Origin of the sequence: Streptomyces sp. Alt3 (genome assembly GCF_030719215.1) — a bacterium.
GTDB classification, from domain to species: domain Bacteria; phylum Actinomycetota; class Actinomycetes; order Streptomycetales; family Streptomycetaceae; genus Streptomyces; species Streptomyces glycanivorans.
The window spans coordinates 2,001,087-2,023,949 of the sequence record NZ_CP120983.1 but is presented as its reverse complement, the minus strand read 5'-3'; the positions used below and the strand labels follow the sequence as shown (position 1 = coordinate 2,023,949).

Annotated in this window: 13 protein-coding genes and 1 pseudogene; 8 read left to right on the top strand and 6 right to left on the bottom strand. The window is 69.9% G+C overall.

Annotated elements, in window-relative coordinates:
• Positions 1–14 precede the first annotated feature (14 nt).
• The 3 genes from P8A20_RS08505 to P8A20_RS08495 all read left to right on the top strand — a co-directional run bounded on the left by P8A20_RS08505 (position 15) and on the right by P8A20_RS08495 (position 2,555).
• On the top strand, positions 15–668 hold the full coding sequence (locus P8A20_RS08505) for a hypothetical protein (RefSeq protein WP_306103260.1): 654 nt from the start codon (positions 15–17) through the stop codon (positions 666–668).
• A gap of 133 nt (positions 669–801) precedes the next feature.
• A complete protein-coding gene (locus tag P8A20_RS08500) occupies positions 802–1,992 on the top strand; it encodes a helix-turn-helix domain-containing protein (protein WP_306103259.1) in 1,191 nt (396 codons plus the stop codon).
• Positions 1,989–2,555 carry a PIN domain-containing protein gene (locus P8A20_RS08495; RefSeq protein WP_237691171.1) on the top strand — a complete coding sequence of 189 codons (567 nt, stop codon included), beginning with the start codon at positions 1,989–1,991 and terminating at the stop codon, positions 2,553–2,555. The genes P8A20_RS08500 and P8A20_RS08495 overlap by 4 nt, the downstream gene beginning before the upstream one ends.
• Positions 2,556–2,607: 52 nt before the next feature.
• Here the strand turns inward: P8A20_RS08495 and P8A20_RS08490 are convergent, their stop codons facing one another.
• Entirely contained in the window at positions 2,608–3,567 is a 960-nt protein-coding gene (locus P8A20_RS08490; protein WP_306103258.1) for a GNAT family N-acetyltransferase, read from the bottom strand.
• Positions 3,568–3,627: 60 nt separating this feature from the next.
• Between P8A20_RS08490 and P8A20_RS08485 the strand changes: the two genes are divergently transcribed.
• Together P8A20_RS08485 and P8A20_RS08480 are read left to right on the top strand one after the other, a co-directional pair.
• On the top strand, positions 3,628–4,284 hold the full coding sequence (locus tag P8A20_RS08485; RefSeq protein ID WP_051800434.1) for a TetR/AcrR family transcriptional regulator: 657 nt from the start codon (positions 3,628–3,630) through the stop codon (positions 4,282–4,284).
• 342 nt (positions 4,285–4,626) lie between these two features.
• Complete coding sequence (locus tag P8A20_RS08480) at positions 4,627–5,796, top strand: restriction endonuclease (RefSeq protein ID WP_161121916.1); 1,170 nt, start codon at positions 4,627–4,629, stop codon at positions 5,794–5,796.
• Between the two features lie 145 nt (positions 5,797–5,941).
• On the opposite strand, the gene P8A20_RS08475 is transcribed toward P8A20_RS08480, so the two are convergent.
• Positions 5,942–6,388 carry an ATP-binding protein gene (locus P8A20_RS08475; protein WP_306103257.1) on the bottom strand — a complete coding sequence of 149 codons (447 nt, stop codon included), beginning with the start codon at positions 6,386–6,388 and terminating at the stop codon, positions 5,942–5,944.
• Positions 6,389–6,562: 174 nt separating this feature from the next.
• Here P8A20_RS08475 and P8A20_RS08470 point away from each other — a divergent pair, with 174 nt between their 5' ends.
• Positions 6,563–7,444, top strand: coding sequence for a helix-turn-helix domain-containing protein (locus P8A20_RS08470; RefSeq protein ID WP_306103256.1), 882 nt, complete (start codon positions 6,563–6,565; stop codon positions 7,442–7,444).
• Positions 7,441–7,632 (top strand): DUF397 domain-containing protein, encoded by a 192-nt coding sequence (locus P8A20_RS08465; protein ID WP_306103255.1) that lies wholly within the window; start codon positions 7,441–7,443, stop codon positions 7,630–7,632. Before P8A20_RS08470 ends, P8A20_RS08465 begins: the two co-directional genes overlap by 4 nt.
• A gap of 54 nt (positions 7,633–7,686) precedes the next feature.
• Here P8A20_RS08465 and P8A20_RS08460 read toward each other — a convergent pair whose 3' ends face one another.
• The 4 genes and pseudogenes from P8A20_RS08460 to P8A20_RS08445 form a co-directional block, all read right to left on the bottom strand.
• A complete protein-coding gene (locus tag P8A20_RS08460) occupies positions 7,687–8,202 on the bottom strand; it encodes a hypothetical protein (protein ID WP_306103254.1) in 516 nt (171 codons plus the stop codon).
• Positions 8,203–8,271: 69 nt separating this feature from the next.
• A complete protein-coding gene (locus P8A20_RS08455; protein WP_306103253.1) occupies positions 8,272–12,384 on the bottom strand; it encodes an Eco57I restriction-modification methylase domain-containing protein in 4,113 nt (1,370 codons plus the stop codon).
• Complete coding sequence (locus P8A20_RS38925) at positions 12,384–15,341, bottom strand: DEAD/DEAH box helicase (protein ID WP_306103252.1); 2,958 nt, start codon at positions 15,339–15,341, stop codon at positions 12,384–12,386. The genes P8A20_RS08455 and P8A20_RS38925 overlap by 1 nt, the downstream gene beginning before the upstream one ends.
• A gap of 42 nt (positions 15,342–15,383) precedes the next feature.
• Positions 15,384–21,787 (bottom strand): annotated as a pseudogene (locus P8A20_RS08445) (protein kinase domain-containing protein).
• Between the two features lie 225 nt (positions 21,788–22,012).
• Between P8A20_RS08445 and P8A20_RS08440 the strand changes: the two are divergent.
• Complete coding sequence (locus P8A20_RS08440) at positions 22,013–22,837, top strand: helix-turn-helix domain-containing protein (RefSeq protein ID WP_147961241.1); 825 nt, start codon at positions 22,013–22,015, stop codon at positions 22,835–22,837.
• Positions 22,838–22,863: the final 26 nt, after the last annotated feature.

Sequence of the window (22,863 nt, the reverse complement as noted above, 5' to 3'; positions counted from 1 at the left end):
GGACCACAACCCCGATGGGTAAGACCGATGGCACCAAGGGCCTGATCCAGCAGGCCTTCGACAAGGCGTTGGTCGTCCAGCAGCCGCTGGCGGAGAGGCGCGTCGCTGGTTTGCGGCGATCCCACCCCGACGACACCCCGCAGGATCTGATCCGGCGGTTGGATCGCCACTACCTTTTCGGCGTCACAGTGTCAGGAGGAGCATCCGGCGCGGCAGGAATCGTGCCCGGAACCGGGATTCCGACAGCTCTGGCCGATGTCCTGCTCTTCACCGAAGCGTCAGTGCTCTACACGCTGTCGCTGGCCGAGGTTCATGGCACGCACCCGGAGAACATCGAGCGACGCAGGCTCCTGGTCCTGACGGTCCTTCTCGGCGACAGGGCGATCACGGCGCTGGACAGAACGATCGGGCGCACAGGCCCTTATTGGGCACGGCGCATCGTCGATGCGATCCCCATGAGCGCGATCATTCGGGTCAACAAGGTGCTGGGTCCGCGGTTCATCACGAAGTACGGGACCAAGCAGGGGGTCCTGGTGCTCAGCAAGCAGGTGCCACTCGGTATCGGTGCCGCGCTCGGCGCCGGTGGCAACCATCTCTTCGGGCGAGTGACGGTCAAGTCCGCACGCACCATCTTCGGCGAGCCTCCGTCGAACTGTTCCGGTGCCTGAACGGGTGAGCGGGGAGTGCCCACGAGTAGTGCACCGGTCAGGTGCCGATGAAAAGGGGGCCGTAAGCCGGACGAGCGGGTGCAGAGGACAGCAACGCGTTGCGATTTTCGCAACACGTCGATACGGTGAGGCAATGACCGAGACTGTGATCGACCGTGTACGTGGAGTCATGGACGCAGCCTCCCTCTCCCAGACCGCGTTCGCCGAGCGGGTCGGCCTCTCCCCGGACAAGCTCTCCAAGTCGCTCAGCGGCGTGCGTCGCTTCAGCTCCCTGGATCTAGCCCGCATCGCGGAAGCCACCGGCACGACGGTGGACTACCTGCTCGGCGGACGCGAGCCGGTGCGCCCCCGCTCAGCCGCCCGTTCCGGCGGTGCGGTGGCCGAAGGGGCCCGGTGGGCCGAGATCGAGGCCATCGCCTGCCGGTTCCAGAACGCCTACGACGTGCTGGACCTGCTCGGCCGGCCCCGCGCGATCCCCGACCTGCCTCAGCCCCGCCCTGAACTCGAGCGGTACGTCGACCAAGGGGAACGCCTCGCGGCCGACTTCACGGAGCACCTCGCGCGGCAAGGCGCGGAGGCTCCCGCCGGTATGGATCTCCCGGCCCTCACCCGCCTCCTCGCGGACCACTGTGGAATCGACGTGGCGCTCGTCGACCTCCCCGCCCAGGCTGCCCTCTCCGGCGCGACGTGGCAGTCCGACGCCTTCCGCATCGTTTTGCTCGCAACCACCCAGGAATGGACCCGGGCACGCTTCACCCTGGCCCATGAGGTGGGACACCTCCTCGCCCGGGACGCCCAGGACCTGCGCGCCGACGCGGTACCGCAACCCGGTAGGCAGAAGGACTACACCGAGGTGAGGGCCAATGTCTTCGCCGCCCACTTCCTGATGCCCGAACCCGAAGTGCGAGCGGTCTGGAAACGCACGGTCGCCGACCGGAACGCTCCCACCGACGCCGAGCTCAGCGAGCTGGTCGTCGCCTTCAAGGTGTCGCCGAGCGCGCTGGCCGCACGACTCCATCGCATCGGGCTCCTCGACACGGCCCGCCGGGACAGGCTCCGTGGCTTCACCACCGAGATCTGCCACGTCCTCGCGGGGCGGCTCGACGACCACTACCGCCACCGCGCCGAATCCGCCGTGGCGCGCCCGCCACTCGTCCCCATGGCAGAACTGCACGCCGCGTACGAGGCCGGCGAGACGACCCTCCGCCCCCTGGCCGCCTATCTGGACCGCACCGTCGATGACCTGAGAGCCATACTCGAGCCGTCGCGCGCCCCGCGGGCGCTGCCGGAGGACGAGAAGGGCGACCCGGTATTCCAGCCATGACCAACCCCCTGGACCTCTCCAGCCGCGTCAGCCTGTTCCCCGACAACACGGTTCTCTGCAACTTCGGTGCCGTGAGCCGTCTGGATCTGCTCCGCAAGGTGCTCGGCGGGTGTGGCCGCTGGACCGAAGCGGTGGCGGAGGAAGCCCGCCGCTCCGCCGCCTACGTCCGCGACCTCGGCCAACTCCCCGTCGAGGGCTGGCTGGGGGAGCCGATCGAACTGTGCACCGAGGCTGAGATCGCCCTCGCGGACCGACTGCGACGAGCGGTCTTCGGCGGCATTCCGAGGGAGCCCCTGCGTCATCTGGGCGAAGCCGAGACCCTCGCCCTGATCCAGACGAGGAAGGAGTTCGCCGGGGCCGTCTGGATCACGGACGACCGCGACGCGGGCGAGTACGCCGCAGCGCGCGGTATTCCCGTCAAGGACACCGTCACCCTCATGCGCGAGGCCGCCGTGTCCGGTCTCATCCATTATGCGGAGGGGCACCGTCTCCTCCTCGGGATGGTCGCCGACGGCCGGCACATCCGTGGCGTTCCGGACCGCGCCGAGCGCTTGCTGGACTGACGGCTCACGACGGCCGTGCCACCCACGCGAATCGACACGTCTGGGGGCCTGTCTACTCGTCCTCCCAGGTCAGCGCGGCCATCCGCCAGCCGACGGGTGTCCGTACGAACTGGGTCGTCTTGCGGCCCGCGCCCTCGAACCGCTCGCCGTCGTGGAAGCCGGACTTGCGGTATTCGCTGGTACGGTGCGCGATCGACTCGAAGATCTCCGTCCGCTCCGAGACCTCCCACTCGGAGAACTCCGTCAGCGTCCCATCGGTGAGCATCTTCGCCCGAGGCTCGATGAACGCGTCGAGGTCGTGGACCACTGGCCCCGTCCCGGTGTTGCTGATGATCATTCCCTGAGGGATGAACACCTGTCGGATCACATCTACTTCGGGGCTGGAACCGTTCGTGTTGTCGAACGCGCCGAGGAAGGCGGACATCAGGCGGTCGAGCTCGTCCTTGTCGGTCGGCGCGGTGCTGCAGGATGCGGGCGGCCACTCGTCGGAGAGGACCGACCAGATCTCTATGTCGCGCCGCTCGCCCCGGTACTCGGTGTGCCGTCGCAGCACCCCCTCCCGGGTCAGCCCGAGGCGGCGGGCCGCTTCGATGCTCCGGGTGTTGACCGAGGAGACCCACCATTCGACGCGGCTCATCCCGCGCTCCCCGAACGCCCAGTCGATCAGTGCCCGGCACGCCTGGTTCACCAGACCCAGGCCCTGGCCCGCCTCCTCCGCCCAGCAGCCGATCTCGCAGTTCCCCGACGCCGTGTCGAAGCGCGTGAACATCACGCCGCCGACCAGGGTGCCGTCCTGCCAGATCCCGTAGATCCGGCCTGTGTCAGTGGCCTGCCTGTCGGCGTAGCGCTGGAGGGTGGCCGTGGCGGAGGCGAGGTCCGTGCTGAAGGTCGCCCAGGGAATCCAGGGATCGACGTTCGGGCGGGCTCGGTCGATGTGGTCGAGGAACTCCTGTGCGTGCGCGGGCTCCAGGGGGCGGAGCTGGGCGTTCTCACGGAGCGGGAGTATGAACACGGGGACCTCGGTTCGATGCTGCGGGGTACGTAACGAGCGTTCGGTACGTAAGCTAGCAGCATGCCGCCACCCGCACCCGGAGACCGTGAAGCCCGCCGCAAGGACGTTTCCGAGGCGGTATGGGCCGTGCTCGCCGACAAGGGGTTCGGCGGGCTGACCCTGCGAGCCGTCGCCGCCGCGATGAACGGCTCGACGGGGATGCTCATGCACTACTTCCCGACCAAGCGCGCTCTGATCGCGCACGCGCTGGACCTGCTGGAGGTACGTACCGCGGAACGCCCGCGCCGCGCACGGCCTGCCGAGGGACTGCCGTCGGTGCGCGCCATACTGCTGGACATCCTGCCGCTGACGCCGGACGACACCGCCCGCAACCGCATCTGGGTCAGCTCGTGGGACCTCGCGCTCGCCGACGAAGGGCTGGCCGGCGAGCAGGCCGGGCGCTACGCGCGGTTGCGGGGGATGGTCCGGCCGCATCTCGAAGCGGCCGGCCGGCTGCACCAGTTGGGCGACGCGAATGCCGACGCCGAACAACTGGCGGCTGCAGCGGTCGCGTTCACGCACGGGCTGGTCGTGCAGGCGCTCTTCGACCCCGACCGGTTCCCCGTCGACGTGCAGACCGCGATGCTCGACGACTTCCTGGCCTCGCTCGGGCCGGGAGCCGGCGCGGATCGACACCTGTCTCGACGCCCTGGTTTGCCTGGGAGCGCTGCAGGATGACCGAAGGCGGCCTTGTCACGTCGTTGCTCCAGGAGCTGCGTGTCGAGGGACCGACCCGCGGCGACGGCATCGGCCATGAGGGGTGTTGGCTTCGTCGACACGCTTTTGGTGTGGGACGACTGATTCGAGTGTGGCGACACTCCCTGTCGGCGGTGCGCGCCACGGTTCACGGACAGGCAACCCCCGGCAAAGACGGCGCCATGACCCATGGCCTACCGGCCCAGATCACACCACGTCCGCGTCGGAAGCCATGTCAGACGGGGGGAGTTGCTGCAAAATGGAATGGTGTCAAGTCTCCGCAATGACCCTCGCACCTCCGCTGCTGTTCGCGGCAGCGGCTGGGTGGCCAACTCTCCACAAGCAGAACAGTTATTGGCGCGCTTGGAGCCGAACGAACGGGTCGAGCTGCTGTTCGCCACGCTCCGGTTCCAGGGCGCGCTGACCGGTCGACGCCTCCTTCTGTGGCGGGGCACCTTCAAGGTGGCCCACATGGAACTGCGCCGTCCCCTTACCTTCCTCGAGGGGAGAGGCGCTTCCCGGTTCGGAGAGGCGGTCGTACTCGACGGCCCCGAAGGCGCGATAGAGCTCAGTTCCCTCTCTCCGGCCGTGGCCAGGGCTCTGGCCGACGCCGGGCGGCGCAGCAACGGCAACGCCTCTGGTACACCTCCGCACGCGCAGCACGACCACGAGCGGTTCGGGATGACAGGACCGGGCCGGGGGGCACCCTTCCAGGCCCCCGCACCTCCGTATGCGGAAGGAAGTACACGCTCACCGCAGGGGATTTTCCACACAAGGAGCATCCGCACATGGCAGGACGCCGAGCTCGCCGCCGCTGACCACATGCGCAGTATCGGCTTCACCGATGCACGGGTGACGGGCGCCGGCGCGGACGGCGGCATCGACGTGGTCGCCCGCGACGCCGTGGCACAGGTGAAGCACTACAGCCAGCCGATCGGTGTCGGACCCATTCGAGAACTCCGGGGAGTAGCGGACTCGCACCACCACCTGCTGTTCTATGCATCCGGTGGCTACACGGCCAGCGCCCGGCAGTTCGCCGACGAGAGGGAAGTCGCGCTGTTCTCCCTCCCGGAGCTCGGTCACATCACTCCGCTCAACCCGGCAGCCTTTCGCCTGTCCGCTCATCCGGCCCCGTCCGCCGGATGGAGCAGGACGATCACCAGTCCCGACCAGGCAGCTTCGGCGCGAGGCTGGACGCCGAATTCACGCGCAAGTCAGCGTGCCGCCGAGCTGGATGCCCAGCGGCAGACCGTACTCCGCCTGATCACTCGCGTCCGTACACGCACCAGTGAGGTGCACGCCCTGCCGTCCAACCGGTACACCAAGGACCACATCAAGGCGCTGAAAGCGGCACAACAGCTGACGGAGCGGGCGGATTCCCTGCTGGTCAAGTCTCAGGCCGACTTCCAGACGTACGGCACGCGGAAACGGTTCATAGCCCTGGCCGACGAGAAGGCCCGCGAAGCCGCCCTCAAGCTGGGGATGCGTACCTGACGGACCAGTCGTTCCTCTCTTGAGGCCGAGTGCATCCTGTAGTCGCCGTTCGAGGAACTCGCTGGGCACCAGCACCGGCTTGAGGGCCCGCCCGGGTGCAAGTGCCCGCTGAAGACAGCCGGCACCCGCTCTTGTGCCGACGGGATCACGAGCTGGTGTCGTGAAGCTCGGCGCGGACGGTCTTGCCGCCGGGTGGGTGGGGTACGCAGTCCCAGTGGTCGGTGAGGGCGGCGACGAGCAGCAGGCCCCGGCCGCCGGAGTGCAGCGCCCCGGGTTCGGTGTCCGCCGGAGGGGGCTGCGGGTACGCCTCCCCGCGGGCGTCGGTCACTTCGACGCGGAGGCGGCCGGCCGCCAGGTCGTAGGCGAGGGTGAGCCGGAAGCAGCGACCCGGTACGAGGCCGTGGAGGACGGCGTTGGCCGCGAGCTCCGCGACCACGAGCTCGGCACGCTCCGTGAGGTCCTGCGGGGCGCCCCAGCTCCGCAGCTCGGTCCCGGCGAGCAGTCTGGCCAGCCGGGCGCCGCGTCGCGTGGACGACAGGAGCTGGGAGAAGGTGCGGGTGGGGCGGCCGACTTGGGGCAGCGCGTGGTTCATGGCGCCAGAGTGACGGCAGGACGCGCCTGGGGGCGAGAGCCACACCCCGTACGCGGAGTCAGCGTACGGGCACGAAGAGTGGACAGTACGGGGTCCACTCCGTCACGCTGAGTGGTGAGCCCGGAGCGGTGTCAGGAGCCGTCGCGGTGCGGTGCGGAGAAAGGCGGGGGCCGGATGAGCATCGGTGTGGGGGAGGCGGCCGGGGGCGTCGGCGCGCAGGGAGTTCCGGCGGGGGAGTGGGAGCGGGAACCCCATCCGTCCGACAGTCTGCGCACGTTCGGCGCGGTCGTCCAGGCGCTGCGCGAACACGCGGGGCTCAGTCGCGTTGAGCTCGGCGCCCGGGTCCAGTACTCCAAACACACGGTGGAGTCGGTGGAGTTGGGCCGACGGATGCCGGACGACGTGTTCGTGGAGCGTGCGGAGGAAGCGCTCGGCAACACCGGTGCGCTGCGGAAGGCCGCCTGCCATCTCACCCGGGGTGAGGCGGGGCTCGCGGCGTGGTTCCGGCGGTGGGCACGGCTGGAACGGGAGGCGGTGAGCCTGTGCACGTATGAGTGCCGCCTGGTGCCGGGGTTGTTGCAGTCGGAGGCGTACGCGCGGGCGGTGTTCGACAACAGCATCCCGTTGTTGACCGATGAGCAGGCGGAGGCGCAGCTCACTGCACGGATGGAGCGTCAGGCGATGTTGCGGGAGCGGCCGACCGTGCCGTTCAGCTTCATCGTGGAGGAGTCGGTTCTCCGGCGGCGCCTCGGGGGAGAGCAGGTGCAGGCGAACATGCTGGACCATGTGCTTGAGCTGACCGCGCCGCGCAACGTGACGTTTCAGGTGGTGCCGCTGGAGCTGCCGTTCCACGGGTGCCTGGATGGGCCCATGCGGATCTTGGAAACCCCGGAGGGGCGGCGGCTCGGCTACTCCGAAGGGCAGCAGAACGGGCGGCTGATCTCCGACCCGAAAGAGATGAGCCTCCTCTGCCAGCGCTATGACACACTGCGCTCACAGGCCCTCAACCCCAAGGATTCCAGGGACCTGCTGGAGCGACTTCGAGGAGAGCGATGAGTAGCGGTTCGAAGGAACTCGTCTGGTTCAAGTCCAGCTACAGCGGCACCCAGGGCGACGACTGCGTGGAGGTCGCGGTCGCCGAACAGGGCGTATACGTACGGGACTCGAAGGACGTGACCCGCCCGGCCTTCGCGGTGAGCCGTGAGCGCTGGGGGCAGTTCGTACGGTTCGCGTCGGAGAGCTGAGCTACGGCAGGGCGTGCCGTCCGCTGAGCGGTGGGCGGCACGCTTTCGCCGTGCTCAGGAAACCTTGGTCTCGGTGTAGCCGAGGGCCGCGCGGTTGATGAAACGGTCACCGAGGTCGCGAACGGGCGCGGGCTTAGGCTTCTGCGCGGCCTTCTTCGCCGTGGACTTCTTTGGGGCAGGCTTCTTGCCGCCCGCACGCTTGGCCGGCGCTGCCTTCGTCTTCGTCTGCCTGGCGTTCTTCGCGGCCGGTGTGTTGCGCGCCGCGTACCGCTTGCGTGCCGCTGAGAGTTTCTCGCGTTCTCGAACGGCCACGTTGGCGGGGAGGGCGTTGGTCAGGGTGCGGGCCCGGCTGAGCGCGTAGCGCGCTGCGGTCCAGTTCTTTTTGTCGATGGCCAGGTTGGCCAGCCTGACGGCTTGCTGCAAGGCCTTGATCTTCGCGGGCTGCCGTTGGGGTATCGGGATCTCGGCCCCGCTGCTCCGTTTCTGTCCGGCGGCGCGGGTGCCCCAATCCGTACCGGAGGTCAGGACGACGACCGAACGAGGGTTGCTGCTCTGGCTTCGACGTACCACGTGCGTTGGTTCCTTGGATGAGCGAGGGGCGCCCCTGGGTGGCCGCAGTCGCGGCCACCCAAGAGCGGGTCAGTCGTGGCGGGGTCCCTGGCCGGGGGGCGGGGTGAGGGTGGAGCGGTATGTGCCGGACTCGCCTTCCGTGAGTGGGGTATCCAGGGCGAGGCCGGCGGAGGCCATGCGGTCGTACTCGGCGAGAATCAGATTCTTGGTGCGGTACTCGCCGTGTGCCTTGGTGTCGTTATCTCGGGTGACGTTGAAGGTGTCGAGGATGTAGGCGGTGTCGTCGCGGGTGATGCCGTAGAGGTGGAAGAAGAGCGCGTCTAGTTCGGCTCGGATAACGGCACGGCGGTCGGGGTCCCAGCGGAAGGGAGGGCCGGTGTCGCCGAGGTCGCGGGCGAATAGCGCCATATCTGAGGCCGTATAGGTGAGTTCGAGGATGCGCGGAACAATTGCATCGCTGTGAGTCGTCACGTGATCGGGCGTAAGGATGGGGAATTGTCGCACGATGAAGTAGTTCATCGAGGTGCCGCTAATTGACTGGCGGGCGGCGTAATCCACGATGAGGGACGACCAGACTGCTGACAGTAGCGCTGCATGTGGAGATAGGGCAAGCAGGAACTTGTTTCCGAAGCCGTGGGCTGGCGCTGCGGCTGCGATGACCGTGCGCTCATCCGAGGCCCGACAAATCTCCCGCCAACCCAGCAGCCATCCTTTATCCCATCCTTTTGAGGCGAGTCGGCTACGTACGCCTGGCACGGTTACGGGCTCACCTCTTTTATCGACTTCGCCGGTCGGAACATCTTCCTCCGGCACCCAGTAGCGGGGGAGCGGGACAGTCGTTGGGTGCTGGTGTTGGTCCACGGTGAAGCGAGGGAGTGTGCCCTTGTTCAGCTGTTTCTCCGTTGCGTCCTCGTACGTGGAGAACCGGTGATCGTAGTGGTGAAGCATCTTTGCCTCGTACAACGGCAGCAGGCGCTCGTTGCCGCGGACGAGGGCGTTACCGTCGAGGACCCATCCGGCCTTGAGGAGATCGTCGAAAGTCTCATCACTCTGGGCATCGGGACGGAATAGACGCGAGTCGTTCGACATGTGGAACATGCTCATGAACGAGATGCCCCAGGAGTTGCCGCCCGTCGTCTTAGTCTCGTCGATCAGGACCGGTACGCGGCGGTAGATACCCAAAGTGATTTCGGCGTCGCGGCTGCTGCGAAAGACGGGGCACGTGCCGGTGTTCGGGTTCATGGCCAAAATGTCGTCGGCAGTCAACAGGTAGCTCCACTGAGCGATTTGCTCAGTCTGGCGAACCTTAAAAACCATGCGGATCGGTTCTCGCGTGCTTCCTGCTCCGCGCAGCATGAACAGGCAGAAGCGCATCTGGTTGTGGACCCCAGGGAAGACCTTGTCCTCGTTCTCGAAGTCGTACAAGGCTGCAAGCTGGCCCTTGGTGACGACATCCTTGAAGAAGAACTGCGTCGTCGCGTCCGTCGCGATCCCCGTCGGCACGATCACGCCCGTCCGCCCACGTGGTCCCGTCAGGACGCGGTCCGTCTCCGTGAAGACCGCGTATGTGTTGATGTCACCCCGCCCCGTCAGCGGGAAGCGGGCACTGACACGCAGGAAATGGCTCTCCCCCTCCGCCCGGCGCCTGGCAGCCTCGAACTCGGCGTACAGGCGCTCGCCGTCACGGTCGTCGCGCAGTTCCGTGATGAGTCGTTTGCGGGCGGCAGCGTTCTTGGCCCCGGCGATGCGAGGATCGCGCTGAGCGAAGAACTCCTGCTCCTGGAGCTTAACCCGCTCCCACGGCGGGTTCCCCACCACCGCGTCGAACCCGCCGGCCCACCCCGTCCCCGGCTGAACACCCGCGCCCGACTCCGGGACCGCGAAGACCTCGGGGAACTCCAGGTGCCAGTGGAAGAAGCGGTACTGCTCCCGCAGTTTCCGGATCTCGGCGTGGGTGGTGTCCGGCACCACGGACTGGTCACGGTTCCGCAATGCGCGGAACACCTGGTCGGTCGGGGCCTCGGGGGCACCGTCGCGCTTGGGCCAGACGAAGGCGGCGCACCAGGCGTCGGCGGCATGCACGTCATCGACGTAAGTAACCGACTCCATATGGGCGCGGTAGGCGGACTCCTGTGCCCGAACCTGCTCCAGGAAGTCGGAGGGCGCCGTGGTGATCCTGGCGAGTTCTGCGGCGTACCGGTCGTTGCCCGGCAGGGTCTCCGTGTCGAAGAGCAGCTCGTCCTGGCCGCCGCGCTGGATCTTGTTGCGCTTGACCAGTCCGGCCGCGTACTTCTTGTCGTCGCCCTCGATCGGCTTGAACGCGTCGTCCGGGATGCCGTCCGCCAGCAGTTTCGGCGTCGCCCCGATCAGGCCGTTGCCGTGCTTCACATGCGCGTCAAGGAACCCCAGCGCCTTGCCCGGTTCCATCGCCTCCAGCCAGAGCGACACCTTGGCCAGCTCCACGGCCATCGGGTTGAGGTCCACGCCGTAGACGCAGCGGGCGACGACCTGGTGCAGGGCGTGCCGTACCGCGTCGACCGTCGGCTCCGGGTTGCGCTCGCGCACCGATGCCACGCGCTTGGCGATGCGGCGGGCCGACGCGACGAGGAAGTGCCCGGACCCACAAGCCGGGTCGCAGACCGTCAGGGACAGCAGCTCGTCCACGATGTCGTCGGTCGGGTCGGGGTGGCCGGCCTCCGTGGCGCGCTGTTCGCCGCGCTTGACCGCGTCGTCTATCACCGGGTCGAGCGTCGTGTCGAGCAGGCACTCGATGAGGGAGGACGGCGTGTAGTAACTGCCCGTCGTCTTGCGGCTGTTGCCCGCGACCTCGATCAGTTCGAAGGTGCGGTCCGTGGCGGAGTGCTTGGGCTCCAGTTCCAGCAGGGACTCGTAAACCGAACCGAGCTCCTCGGCGTCCAGGTGCCGGTAGTCGATGGGGCGCCAGCGGCGGGCGCCCGGGTCACGCATCTGGGCGAGGTGGCGGACTGCGGCGAGCAGCGACTCGTTGGACAGCTTCAGGCCGTCCAGCGGGGCATCGGCCTCCTTGGGGGAGAACAGGCCACCGAGGCCGGGCAGGCCCAGCTCGGGGCGGCCGCCCTCCTTGCCGAGGGCGTCGAGGACGATACGCAGCGCCTCGTACTGGTCACCATGGGCGGTGCCCTGGCGCCGGCGGGCGCGCTCGCGCAGCCGGGCGGAGGAGAAGTAGCGGTCGTACGCCTTCTGCTGCCGCTCGTCGGCCTTCGGGTCGAGCAGGGCCCCGCGGTCCTCGGCGACGAAGACGAACAGCAGGCGGTAGACGAGGCGCAGCAGGGCGTCCCGCAGTGCCTTCGGGTCGGTGTCCTCGCGCAGCCGGGTGTTGTCCGGGTGGCGCAGGAAGCCGGTGCCGAGGGCGGTGAGGGCGTTCTGCACTCCCAGGCGCAGCTGGTCCAGGGCGCGGGCGCCGGAGCTGACGGCCTCGGCGCGCCACTTCTCCAGCCAGCACCCCGAAGCCGCCGCCCCCTCCGCCACCGCGAACCGGGACGCGTGCAGTACGCAGTACAGCAGCACGAACTCGCTGAACAGCTCGCCGTCGAAGATGGCTTCCAGGTCGAACTCGACGTACGCGGCGGTCGCGAAGGACGACGAGTCGCGCAGCAGCCGCACACGGCGGCCGTTGGTGAGGACCGCCCACAGGTGGGCCTCGGTGCGGTTGAGGCAGTCCTGGAGCATGGACTGCGGGGGGACCTGGCCGAAGGTCAGGCGCTTGTCGAGCTCCTGGTTCCAGGGGACCTGGTGGACGAGGGCCGGGCCGTGGCGGTGGGAGACCGGGAAGTGCTTGTCCGGGTCGGCGTCGGCCGGGATGCCCGCCGCGCCGATCTCCGTCAGCGCGCCGAAGTCCAGCTTGCGGAAGAGCTGGGCCAGCCAGTCGGTGCCGGCCCGGCCGGTCGGGTCCGCGGCCGGTGCGCCGGTCTTCGGGTCGGCGGGCAGGGCGGTGCGCAGGTCGCGCCAGAGCGGCTTGAGGTACTCCCAGGCGCGCTCGGCCTCGTCACGCACGGGGACCGAGGCGGGCAGGCCGTAGTCGGCGGGCCTGGTGCCCGGCAGGTTCCGTGCCTCGGCGATGCGCAGCAGCATGTCGGCGGGGAGCAGGCCGCCGACCGTGGTGACGGCGGTGAAGGCCAGGGTGGTGCGGGTGGCGGCGGACATCAGGCTTCGGCTCCGGACACGGTAGAGGCGGCGGGGGCGACGGGCGGCAGGTAGACGTACACGCCGAGGACGTCGGCGGGTTCCTGCGGGACGACCTTCAGGCCGCGGACGATCTCCTCGTTGGCCTTGCGCACCCGGCGGTGCGAGGCGTCGAGCTCGGCGGCCAGATTCGTGCCGTACTCCGTGAGGTGTGCGGCGAGGTCCCCCAGGCCGTCCAGGGCGCGGGAGATGGCGTTGTGGGCGGACTGTTCGTGGGTGTTCGCCACGGCGCGGGCCGCGAGGAGGGCGGCGGCCGCGTCGTCGTCCAGCCAGCGGGCGCGCGACGGCATCCCCTCGAAGGCGAGCAGGCGTGCGTCCTCGGCGACCACCTGCCGTTCGCCGGTTCGGGACGGCAGGGTGAGGTGGAAGCGGTAGCGGACCAGCAGGAGCGTGGTGCGGGTGGTGACCGCGTCCGTGGTGACCACACCGCAGCGCCGTGCCGGGCGGGGGCCGAGCGCCTTCACGTCCAGCGCCGAGTCCAGGACATAGGACGCGATGGCGCCGATCGCCGGGTCGGTGCGGACCAGGGCGGCCTCGCCGCGGGCGATCGCCGGGGTGGTGCGGAAGGGGATCTCGCGGTTCTCCTCGACGAGCCGGTTGCCCAGGGTCGCGGCGAGCGCGTCCCGCAGGCCCGCCGGGGTGCCGCCGGCCTGGGCGGTGAAGTCACCGGTGCCGTCGCGTGGGTCGCGGACCAGCGCGTCCAGGTCGCGCAGGGCCTCCAGGGCGAAACCGCGGACCTCCTCGGCGCCGCCGAGCGCGGCCCGAACGGCGGCGACCTCGCGGGCCACCTCCTCCGGGTGGATCGCGCGCTGGGCGTACTTGGAGCGGGAGGTCTTCTCCCGCTCGGCGGCCGAGGACCACTCGCGCTCGATGCGGTCGAAGGACTCCTGGTGGCCGTCCCCCATGTCGAACAGGCTCTCCTGGCTGCCCTGCCGCCCGTGCAGCAGCAGCCACTCCACCACCGCGTCGGTGACACCGGACGCGGTCTCGTCGGGGACGGAGACGGAGATGCCCAGGTCCTTCTTGATCTGCCGGTGCTTCTTGAACAGCACCTCCAGGACCTTGCCGTCGATGCCGTTGTCCTCGCCGTACATGGTGATGACGCGGACCTGGTCGCGCTTCTGGCCGTAGCGGTCGACGCGTCCCTCCCGCTGGTCGTGACGGGTCGGGTTCCACGCCAGGTCGTAGTGGACGACCGCGTCGAAGTGGTGCTGGAGGTTGACGCCCTCGGACAGGCAGTCGGTGGCGATCAGCACCCGGCGGGCAGCCGGGTCGCCGGCCTCGCCCGCCTCGGCGGCGAGCTGCTCGATCCGCTCCAGGCGCTGCTGCGGGGAGAGGGTGCCGGTCACCGCGGCGATCTTCGTCTTCTTGCCGAGCTTGCCGTCGAGCTGATCGGCGAGGTAGGTGGCCGTCGGGATGTAGCGGCAGAAGACGATCGGGTGGTAGCCCTCGGCGATCAGGCCCTTCAGGTGCCGGGTGAGCGCCTTCAGCTTCGCGTCCTCGGCAGGTCCGACCAACTCCGCCGCACGTGAGGCGAGTTCGAGCAGCCGGGCGCCCGCGTCCTCGGACTCGGCGGCGCCCGGTGCGACGTCCATGCCCTCCAGCCGGTCGTTGTCCGCGGAGTCGGCGGCCACCGAGGCACCCAGCAGGTCCGCCTCGTGCGCGGTGCGGGCGACGGCGGACTCGGAGCGGGTCTTCAGCGTCTGCGCGGCGGCGGCCGGGGAGGACACCATCGAGCGCAGCAGCGCGATCACCGACCACCACGCGATCCGGGCTTCCCGCTTCCCCTGCTCACCCGCCTCCGCGACGCGGTCACGCGCGTAGGCGATGGCGTCGTCGAGCAGCGCCCGGTAACCGGGCGTCAGCTTGTACGGCTCGTCCTTCGTCCAGCGGTCCGAGGGAAAGGCGGTCCGCTCGGCCAGCGAGTCGTCGGCGAGACCGTCCACCTCCTTGGTGAGGTAGGTGCGGACGTCGGCGCGCTTGCGGGCGACGAAGTGCTCGGCGAGCTTCGCCCGCCCCGCCGGGGACTCCAGGTCCAGGATCGCCAGTTCGGGCCGTACCAGACCCAGCAGGTTGCGGAAGGCGGACTCCTTGCCGGAGTGCGGGGTCGCCGTCAGCAGCAGCAGATGGCGGTCGGCGTCGGCGGAGACCTTCCGCAGCAGCTCGTAGCGGAGCTGGTTCGACGCGGAGGACGCGCCGCCCTGCGTCGCGTCGTCGGCGGCCACGCAGGAGTGCGCCTCGTCGACGATCACCAGGTCGGGGCAGCGCCTGAGGAAGTCCTCACGGTGCCGGGTCGACTTGATGAAGTCCGTCGAGATGATCGTGAACGGGTGCTTGTCGAACAGGGTCTGGTCGAGCGCCAAGTCGCGTTCCAGCCGCGACACAGTGGAGGCCAGGACCAGTTCGGCGTCGATGCCGAACTTCTCCCGCAGCTCGCCCTGCCACTGCTCGGCCAGCGACGGGGAGCACAGCACCGCCAGCCGCGTCGCCTCACCCTGTGCCAGCAGCTCCTTGGCGATGAGCCCCGCCTCGATCGTCTTGCCGATGCCGACGTCGTCCGAGATCAGCAGCCGTACGGTGCGCTGCCGCAGCGCCATAAGCAGCGGGACCAGCTGGTACGCCCGGGGTTCCACGGCGATCGACGCCAGGGAGCGGAACGGGCCCGCCCCCGAACGGAAGCCGATGCGCAGCGCCGTGCGCAGCAGACCGGCGGCCCGCTGGTCGCCCAGGTCGGACGGGCTCGGCGGTGCGAACTCGGCCGGACGCACCTCCTCGAAGGAGGGAAAGACGGCCGCGATGTCGTCCTCGCTCCCGCCCAGAGGGCGCAGCACCAGCATGTCGGCGGCGCTCTCGGGCAGCACCACCCATTCCCGGCCACGGGCGGCGACCAGCGAGCCGGCTGTGTACGTGAGGCTCATGAGATGTCTCGGTTTCTGGAGATTCGGAAGAGGGCGGCGCGGTCAGCGCAGGTGGAAGTAGGCGGCCTGATGGCCGGTGATGGCATCCCAGTCCGCGTCCGTGGGGAAGCGGACGACGTCCCAGCCGGCGTCCTCCAGCCGGTAGCCGGCCTCCAGGTCGCGGGTCGCGTCGGCCGGGTGGCCGGGGACGTCGACGAACACGGCGAGGCTGGCACCGTCCAGGCGGAAGACGAGGTCGGGGCAGGCTCCCGCCTCCGGGACGAGGGTCTTGACCTCGTCGGGGAGCCGGTAGCCCTTCGCCCTGAGCCAGCCGAGCAGATCGCCCTCCGCGACCAAGGCGGCCAGATCCGTCTCCAGCACGGTCGGCGAGGGCGCCGGGGTGCTCGTGGGGGCGGAGTCCACCGTGCGCGCGGCCTGGGAGTTCTCCGGCGCGGTGGTCGCGCTGTCCGCCGCCGGGGCCAGCCTGCGGAAGAGTTCGCTGCGGGACTCGCCCCGGTCCTCCCGCTCGGTGCGGGCGCCGGCCAGCCGCTCCAGCAGCGGCCGGGCGCTGTGCCGGCTCAGCCTGCGGTGGTGCGTCTGGTTGGCGTAGGAAAGCAGGCAGGCGTAGCAGCCGCGGGCACACTGCTCGTCGTCCGACGGCCCGCCCTCGTCCTTGCCGGTCTCCGGGTCGAAGTGGCAGATCTCCATGGCGGTCCTGGCCGCCTTGGCGAGGGCGTCCTTGTCGTGCTGGATACGGCGCAGCACACCGGCGCCACCCTCGGCCGCCTCCGTGAACAGAAGGTGGCGGCGCGGGCCGTCGTCCGGAGGCAGCAGCTCCGCGGTCAGCTCGGAGTCCTCCAGCTCGAACGCCGCCTCGATGCCCCGCTCCAGGGCGTACAGGAACGACAGGGCCACCGGCTCGGGCTGCGGCTCGTCCAGAGTGACGACGAGGATGTTGCGGCGATCCTCCACGTAGGGCAGGACACGCCGCTTGCGGCGCTTCTCGTTCCCGTCCTCGTCGACCACCGGCATGCCGGTGCCCTCGATGGCGTCCGCCGCGGCCCGGTCGTTGAGCCAGCGGCCGTCGCCGAGGTCGAGCCAGTAGCCGTCCGGCTCGCCCTCCTTGTCGCGGACGCGGCCGAGGTTGGTGATGCGGACCGTCGCGGAGTCCCCGTAGTCCAGGTCGAGGACCGGAGCGCCTTCCCGGTCGGTCACATGGGAGGTGAGACGCCCCTTGCGGACGCCGTGGTCCTGGAACGCGTACGAGGTCTCCAGGCGGAAACCCGCCCGGCGGCGCTCCTCCTCGTCGGAGGAGATCCGCTCGCGCGGGGTCGTGTACACGGTGTGCAGGTGGAGCAGGCCGGTGCGCTTGCCCGTCAGCTGCTCGTGGCACATCGTGCAGACGTCCGTGCCGACCTTGACGGCGTAGTGGTAGCCGCAGCCGTCACAGCGCCTCGCCTCCGCCGTCGCCAGGTCACCCGAGGCGTCCGGCGGCAGCTGGACCCGGGTGACCTGGTAGCGGGCCCCCTCGTGGTAGATGAGCGCCCCGGGTCCGAACTCCCGGATCGCGAGGAACCGGGGACGCTGCAGGTAGTCGCCGTCGGCGTTGCGGCGGTTGCCGGACCGCGGGATGTACGCGGCCAGCGGGAGCCGCGGGAAGCTGTAGCCCGGCAGGAACCCCTCGGAGGCCAGATAGCGGTACGGGTTGAAGTCGCTCATCACCGACTTGCTGTCGGACGAGCGGTTCAGCAGCAGGTTCGTCTGGGTCTCCGCCTCGCGCCGGCGGGTCCGGGCCCGGCCCTGCTCGCCGGGCGTCAGGGTGTGGTCGACGACCCGCTTGTTCTGCTCGTACTGGTCCATGACGGCCGCCCGGAACAGCTCCCGCCACCGGTCGAAGGACGCGTGGAACTCCTGCGGGGCCCGCTCGATCCGGTCCTCGATCCACTCGTCGTACCACCACGTGGTGGCCTCGAAGTCCCCGATGAGCGGGGTCAGTACGGTCCGGGCGGTCGCGATCGCGCGCCGACGGGCGTCCTCGTCGAGGGACAGGTCGTGGATGTGGGGGAGGAGCGCCAGCGCCATGTGCGGATCGGGGCGGTCGCCGCCGTCCGGGTCGTAGGCGACGTCGACGACGTCCGGGATCGCCCTGCCGAGCTTCATCCCGGTCTCCGCCAGCCAGATGCCCTGCAGGTGGGAGCGGACCAGGTCCTCGTTGGCGAGGTCCAGACGCGGCGGGGCCACCTGCCCGGACACCATGTCCTGGGAGCGGCGGAAGTAGTACTGGTCGTGGCTGTTGCCCGTGGCGCAGTACGTGGTCACGAGTGCGGGCTGGCCGGAACGGCCCGCCCGGCCCGAACGCTGCGCGTAGTTCGCCGGGGTCGGCGGGACGTTGCGCATCATCACGGCGTTGAGCGAGGAGATGTCCACGCCCAGCTCCATCGTCGGCGAGCAGTACAGCAGGGGCAGTTCGGCGGAGCGGAACTCCCGCTCGCGCTCCAGCCGGTCCTCCGGCGTCACCTGCGCGGTGTGCTCCCGGGCGAACAGGCCCGCCAGCTCGGCCGCCGCCGTCCGGTACAGGTCCCGGAAGAACGGGTTGACCCGCGGCCCCTCGCCGCGGTTGTACGTGCGCGCCAGCGGGTCGATCGCGCCCCGCTCGCCGTTCCCGGCCCGCCAGATGAGGGCGGCGGCCGACACCCGGAACCCCATGCGCTTCTCGGCCGCACGGCGGCGGTAGGCCGGGCCGGCGTGCTCCGGGGCCGCCTCCACCTCACGCACCAGGTCCGCCTCGCGCAGCACCCTCAGCAGGTCCTCGATGATGCCCTGGACGTCCTCCGGGGGAAGGTCGCGCAGTTCGGGCAGATTCCGCCGCAGGTACTTGCCGAACTTGCCGCGGGCCGACAGGAACAGCGCGGAGCGCTCCATACCCGGCCGCGAGCCGTACGGGTAGGCGGTACCGACGGTGGGGCGGTCGCTCTCGCTCAGCACCCACGGACCCGCGAGGCGCTCCTCGCTCGCCCGCTGCAAGGTGTCGAAGTCGTCGCGGAAGTACTGCACGTCGATGGCGAGGGCGCGCCGCATGAAGTCCAGCAGCGTCCGGGCGATCTCCTCACGCAGCGCGGGGTCCGCGTCGCGGAGCGCCGCGTGGACGGAATCCCAGCGGTCCGGCTCGGCGGCGATCCAGCCCAGGTCCTCGTAGTCGATGCGCAGCAGCCCCGTCTGCTCGAGGTTCGGCATCGTGATGCGCCAGCCGCGCTCCAGGTCGCGGTAGAGCCGGTACCCCACGACGTCACGGAAGGCCTTCGCCGCGCGGCTCTCCATCGAGGGAGCCAGCTTGCTGTGCTTCGTGTTCGCCGCGTACTCGCGGGGCGTCAGCCCCATCACCTCGGTCACCGCCTCGGCGAGGTCGTCATGGCGCAGCCCCTCCTCGCCGGCCCGGACCGCGGCCTGATGGAGGGCGCCGCGCAACTGGGTCACCTGCGCGAAGTCGTTGAAGTGCCCGGCCTGGAGCGACGCGTCCTGCCGGTTGTCGACGAAGGTGAGGAGCTTGCGTGCCTCCTTGCCCAGGCTCTCCTCCGGCACCGCCCGCAGGGACTTCACGATCGACGCGGAGATCAGGGAGGTCGCCGAGGAACGCCCTTCCTGGTCGAGGGTGGCGAGCTTGGCGAAGTCCCGGCCGCGGGTCTGCTCGTAGGAGACCTGGCAGTGCACGCAGAACAGGAACGGCGCCGGCACGAACGCCGCCACCAGACCCTCGTCCGACTCGTTGCCGAAGGCGTCCACGACGACGCGCTTGGGCACCCGGGGGCGGTAGGACTTCTTGACGACGGTCACGCCCTGCGCGTCCCGTTCGAGCCACGACTCCGGCAACCGCCGGTCGTCCACGGCCTTCTGCGCATCGGCGGGCCACTCGTAGTCCTCCCCGGGCATGCCCAGGTACAGATAACCCTCGCCGTCGCGGCCCCCGGAGGCGGAGGTGTCCCGGCGCGGCTCGTACCGGAACGTGCCGCTCTCCTCGGAGCGCCAGACGGTCAGGTACTCCTGACCGCACTCGCGGCAGAACGCCAGCGGGAACAGCGGCTTGCCGGCGCTGCCGGGCTGCTCCAGCTGGTAGGTGCGGGTGAGGGGACGGGTGAGCGGATCCTCCAGCGTCGTGTAGACGGTGTCGCCCTTGGAGAGGAACTGGTGCAGCCGGAAGGCGAACAGCGGGCGTTCCGTCACCGGGTGCTTCGCCTGCGCACCGGCCTCCAGGGTGGTGCGGATCGCCTCGCGCACGCCCTCCTCGGCCACACCCGAGGCGTCGGCCAGCTCTCTGGCCGCCGTCTCCAGGGTTCCCGGGGCACGCCGGCGGTACCTCCCCGTGCCCTCCTCGCGTTCCAGACCGAACCGGGACTCAACCCAGCGGGCCAGCGAGTCCTTCGTCAGCGCGTCGTACGAGCGGGGTGCCGCCGGAACCCGCAGCCGCTCGGCGGGCACGTCCACCGAGGCTTCCTCGGTCGCCCGGACGAGGGTCTCGCCGATGACCCGCTTCGGCAGGACCGTCGTACCGAACAGCCGCCGGCGACCCTGGCCACCTCGCGCCGCTGATCCTCCCAGGAACCCTCGGTGGACATGGTCGCCGAGGTGCCGATGCACTGCAGGGTCGCCGAGGCCCGGCAGGCCTCGCGGACCCGGCGGATCAGGAACGCCACGTCCGCGCCCTGCCTGCCGCGGTAGGTGTGCAACTCGTCGAAGACGAGGAACTGCAGTCCCTCGGCCATGCGGATCAGGCTGGACCTGTCGTCCGGCCGGGTCAGCATCAGCTCCAGCATCACGTAGTTCGTCAGCAGGATGTCCGGAGGGTTCTTGCGCAGCTCCCGACGCCTTTCGTCGGACTCCTGCCCGGTGTAACGGGCGAAGGTGACCGGCTCGCCCCCCGTTCCGAATCCGTTGCGCAGATACTTCTCCAGCTCGCCGAGCTGCGAGTTGGCCAGGGCGTTCATCGGGTAGACCACGATGGCGCGAACCCGCCCGCCCCCGCCGGGGCCGGCCGCCTGACGTTCCTTCAGGACGCGGTCGACGATCGGGACGATGTACGCCAGGGACTTGCCGGAACCGGTGCCGGTGGTCAGGACGTAGGAGTCGCCCGCCTGTGCGGCCTCGATCGCCTGCCGCTGATGGAGGTGGAAGGTCAGCGGACGGCCGTCCGGGCGCCGCGCGTTCTCCTTCTTGCCCGCCTGGAAGATCTCCGCGCATTTGGGGTGCAGCACGCCGTCCCGCACGAGGTCGGTGACCTGGCCGCCGTCGGCGAAGAAGGGGTTGAGCGACAGCCACGGGTCCGGCCACTGCGACTTCGCCGCCAGGTCGTCCTCGACGAAACCTTCGATCCGGGCGTCCCGGATCACCGTCGCACTCTTGGTGAAGTCCTCGTACTCCTTGATCAGATCGGCGTGGATGCCGAAGACGTCCATCGTCTCGGGCAGGCGCGGCTCCCTGCGCGGCACGGGCGTGGGCGCGGCCGGTGTGCGCTCGGGGAGCAGGGAACGCAGCCGCGCCACCGGGTCCATCACCCGCCAGTGCGGGGCCAGCAGGTCAGCGGTGTCGTCCGGCGCGAGCGCGAGCGGGACCAGGGCGTCGTGGACCTGGGCGGCGTTCTCGGGCCGCAGGTCGGCGTCCTTCTCCAGCAGGCGGCCGACGAGCCTGACCAGCTCGGCGGGAAGGTCCGGGCGCACCAGGGTCAGCTGCGGCGGCGCTTCGTGCTGATGCTGCTCGGAGAGCTCGAAGGGCGTCCTGGCGGAGAACGGCGGCCGCCCGATGAGCAGTTCGTACAGGATGCAGCCGAGCGCGTAGAGGTCGGCGAGGGCGGAGACGGGTTCGGCCCGGAACTGCTCCGGGGCCATGTAGCGGGCCGTGCCGACGCTGACGCCCGTACTGGTCAGCCGCGTCTGGTCGGGATCGTCGACGATCGAACCCATGCCGAAGTCGAGGACCTTGAGGGTGCCGTCACCGGTCAGCATCACATTGGCCGGCTTCAGGTCGCGGTGGACGACCCCGGCCGTGTGCGCGGCCGTGAGAGCCGCGGCGATCTGGGCACCGACGGCGGCGGCCCAGGAGACCGGAAGCTGGGGCTCCTCGTCGATGAGGTCGGCGAGCGGATGACCGTCCAGCAGCTCCATGGCGAGGTAGGGCAGGCCGCTGCCGCCCTGCGTCCCGTCCACGCCGCCGTCGATCAGCAGGGTGAGGTTCGGGTGCCCCTGGGAGAGCATGCGCATGATCCGCACCTCGCGGCGGAAACGGTCGATCTCCTTGCCGGACCCGGAGGTGTCGACGGCGACCCCGGTCCGTCCGCGCAGCACGGTCTTGACGGCGACCTGACGGTGCGGGGAATCAGGGGCGGCACGCAGGTCCTCCGCCCGGTGCACCTCACCCATGTTCCCGCGTCCCACGACCCCCGTGATACGGAACCGTTGGTCAACCGTTTCCAGGCTCACTTGCCCTCCCCGTTCCCCACCCGACAGATGCAAGACGGCCACGCCTCGCAGGGAGCGTACACCGTGCCCCTCGATCAAGAGTAAGTGTGACACGTTAACGATGTCAACGTACATGTCTTCTGTGAATCCCCTCGTGGGGCTTCGGGGTGATCGCGGTGCTGTCGACCGGGGTCCGTCGCAGGCCAGGGCCCCGGTGCCGGTGCGGGCCCGGATAGACTCGTCCGCATGGTCCGGTCGTCCTGTGGTGAGGTGAGCTCCGGGATGTGGCTGCGCGAGGCGGACACCGTGGTGCGGCGGTCCGCGGCGCTGCCTGAGCAGCGGGCGGTGGATCCTTTCGTCATCACCGCGGGATTCCGGATTCCCCCCGTCCCCACGGAGTGGTCGCCGCACTCCCATCCGATGCACGAGCTCGTCTGGGTGCGCGGGGGGACGCTCACGTCCCGGGTGGAGGACCGTGTCTTCACCGTGTCGGAGGGATACGGGCTCTGGATGCCCGCCGGGACGGTACACGGCGGCCGGGCGACCGCCGGTGCGGAATTCCATGACGCCTTCTTCGCTCCCGACCTCACGCCGTTCGCGTTCGGGGAGCCCAAGGCGATCGCGATGACGCCGCTGCTCGAGTCGCTGCTGACCCATCTGTCCCGCCCGGATCTCGATGCGGCGGCCAGGGCGCGGGCCGAGTCGGTCGTGTTCGACGTGCTCCAGCCGGCGGAACACCAATTTGCCCTGCAGCTGCCCGGCGACGCGCGGATCGCCGCGATCGCCGAAGCCCTGCTGGACGATCCCGCCGACTCCCGCTCGCTGGAGGAGTGGGCGCGGTGGCTGGGGGTCAGCGACCGCACGGTCACCCGAGCGTTCCGTCAGTCGACGGGCCTCTCCTTCGCGCAGTGGCGGCAGATGCTGCGTGTGCACCGGGCGCTGACGCTGCTGGCCGAGGGCCTTGACGTGATGTCGGTATCCGAGGTGCTCGGCTACGCGCAGCCCAGCTCCTTCATCGCCGCGTTCCGCCGGGTCATGGGAACCACACCGGGTGCGTTCTTCGACGCGTAGGGCTCGCCGCGCGATCTTGCTGTGAG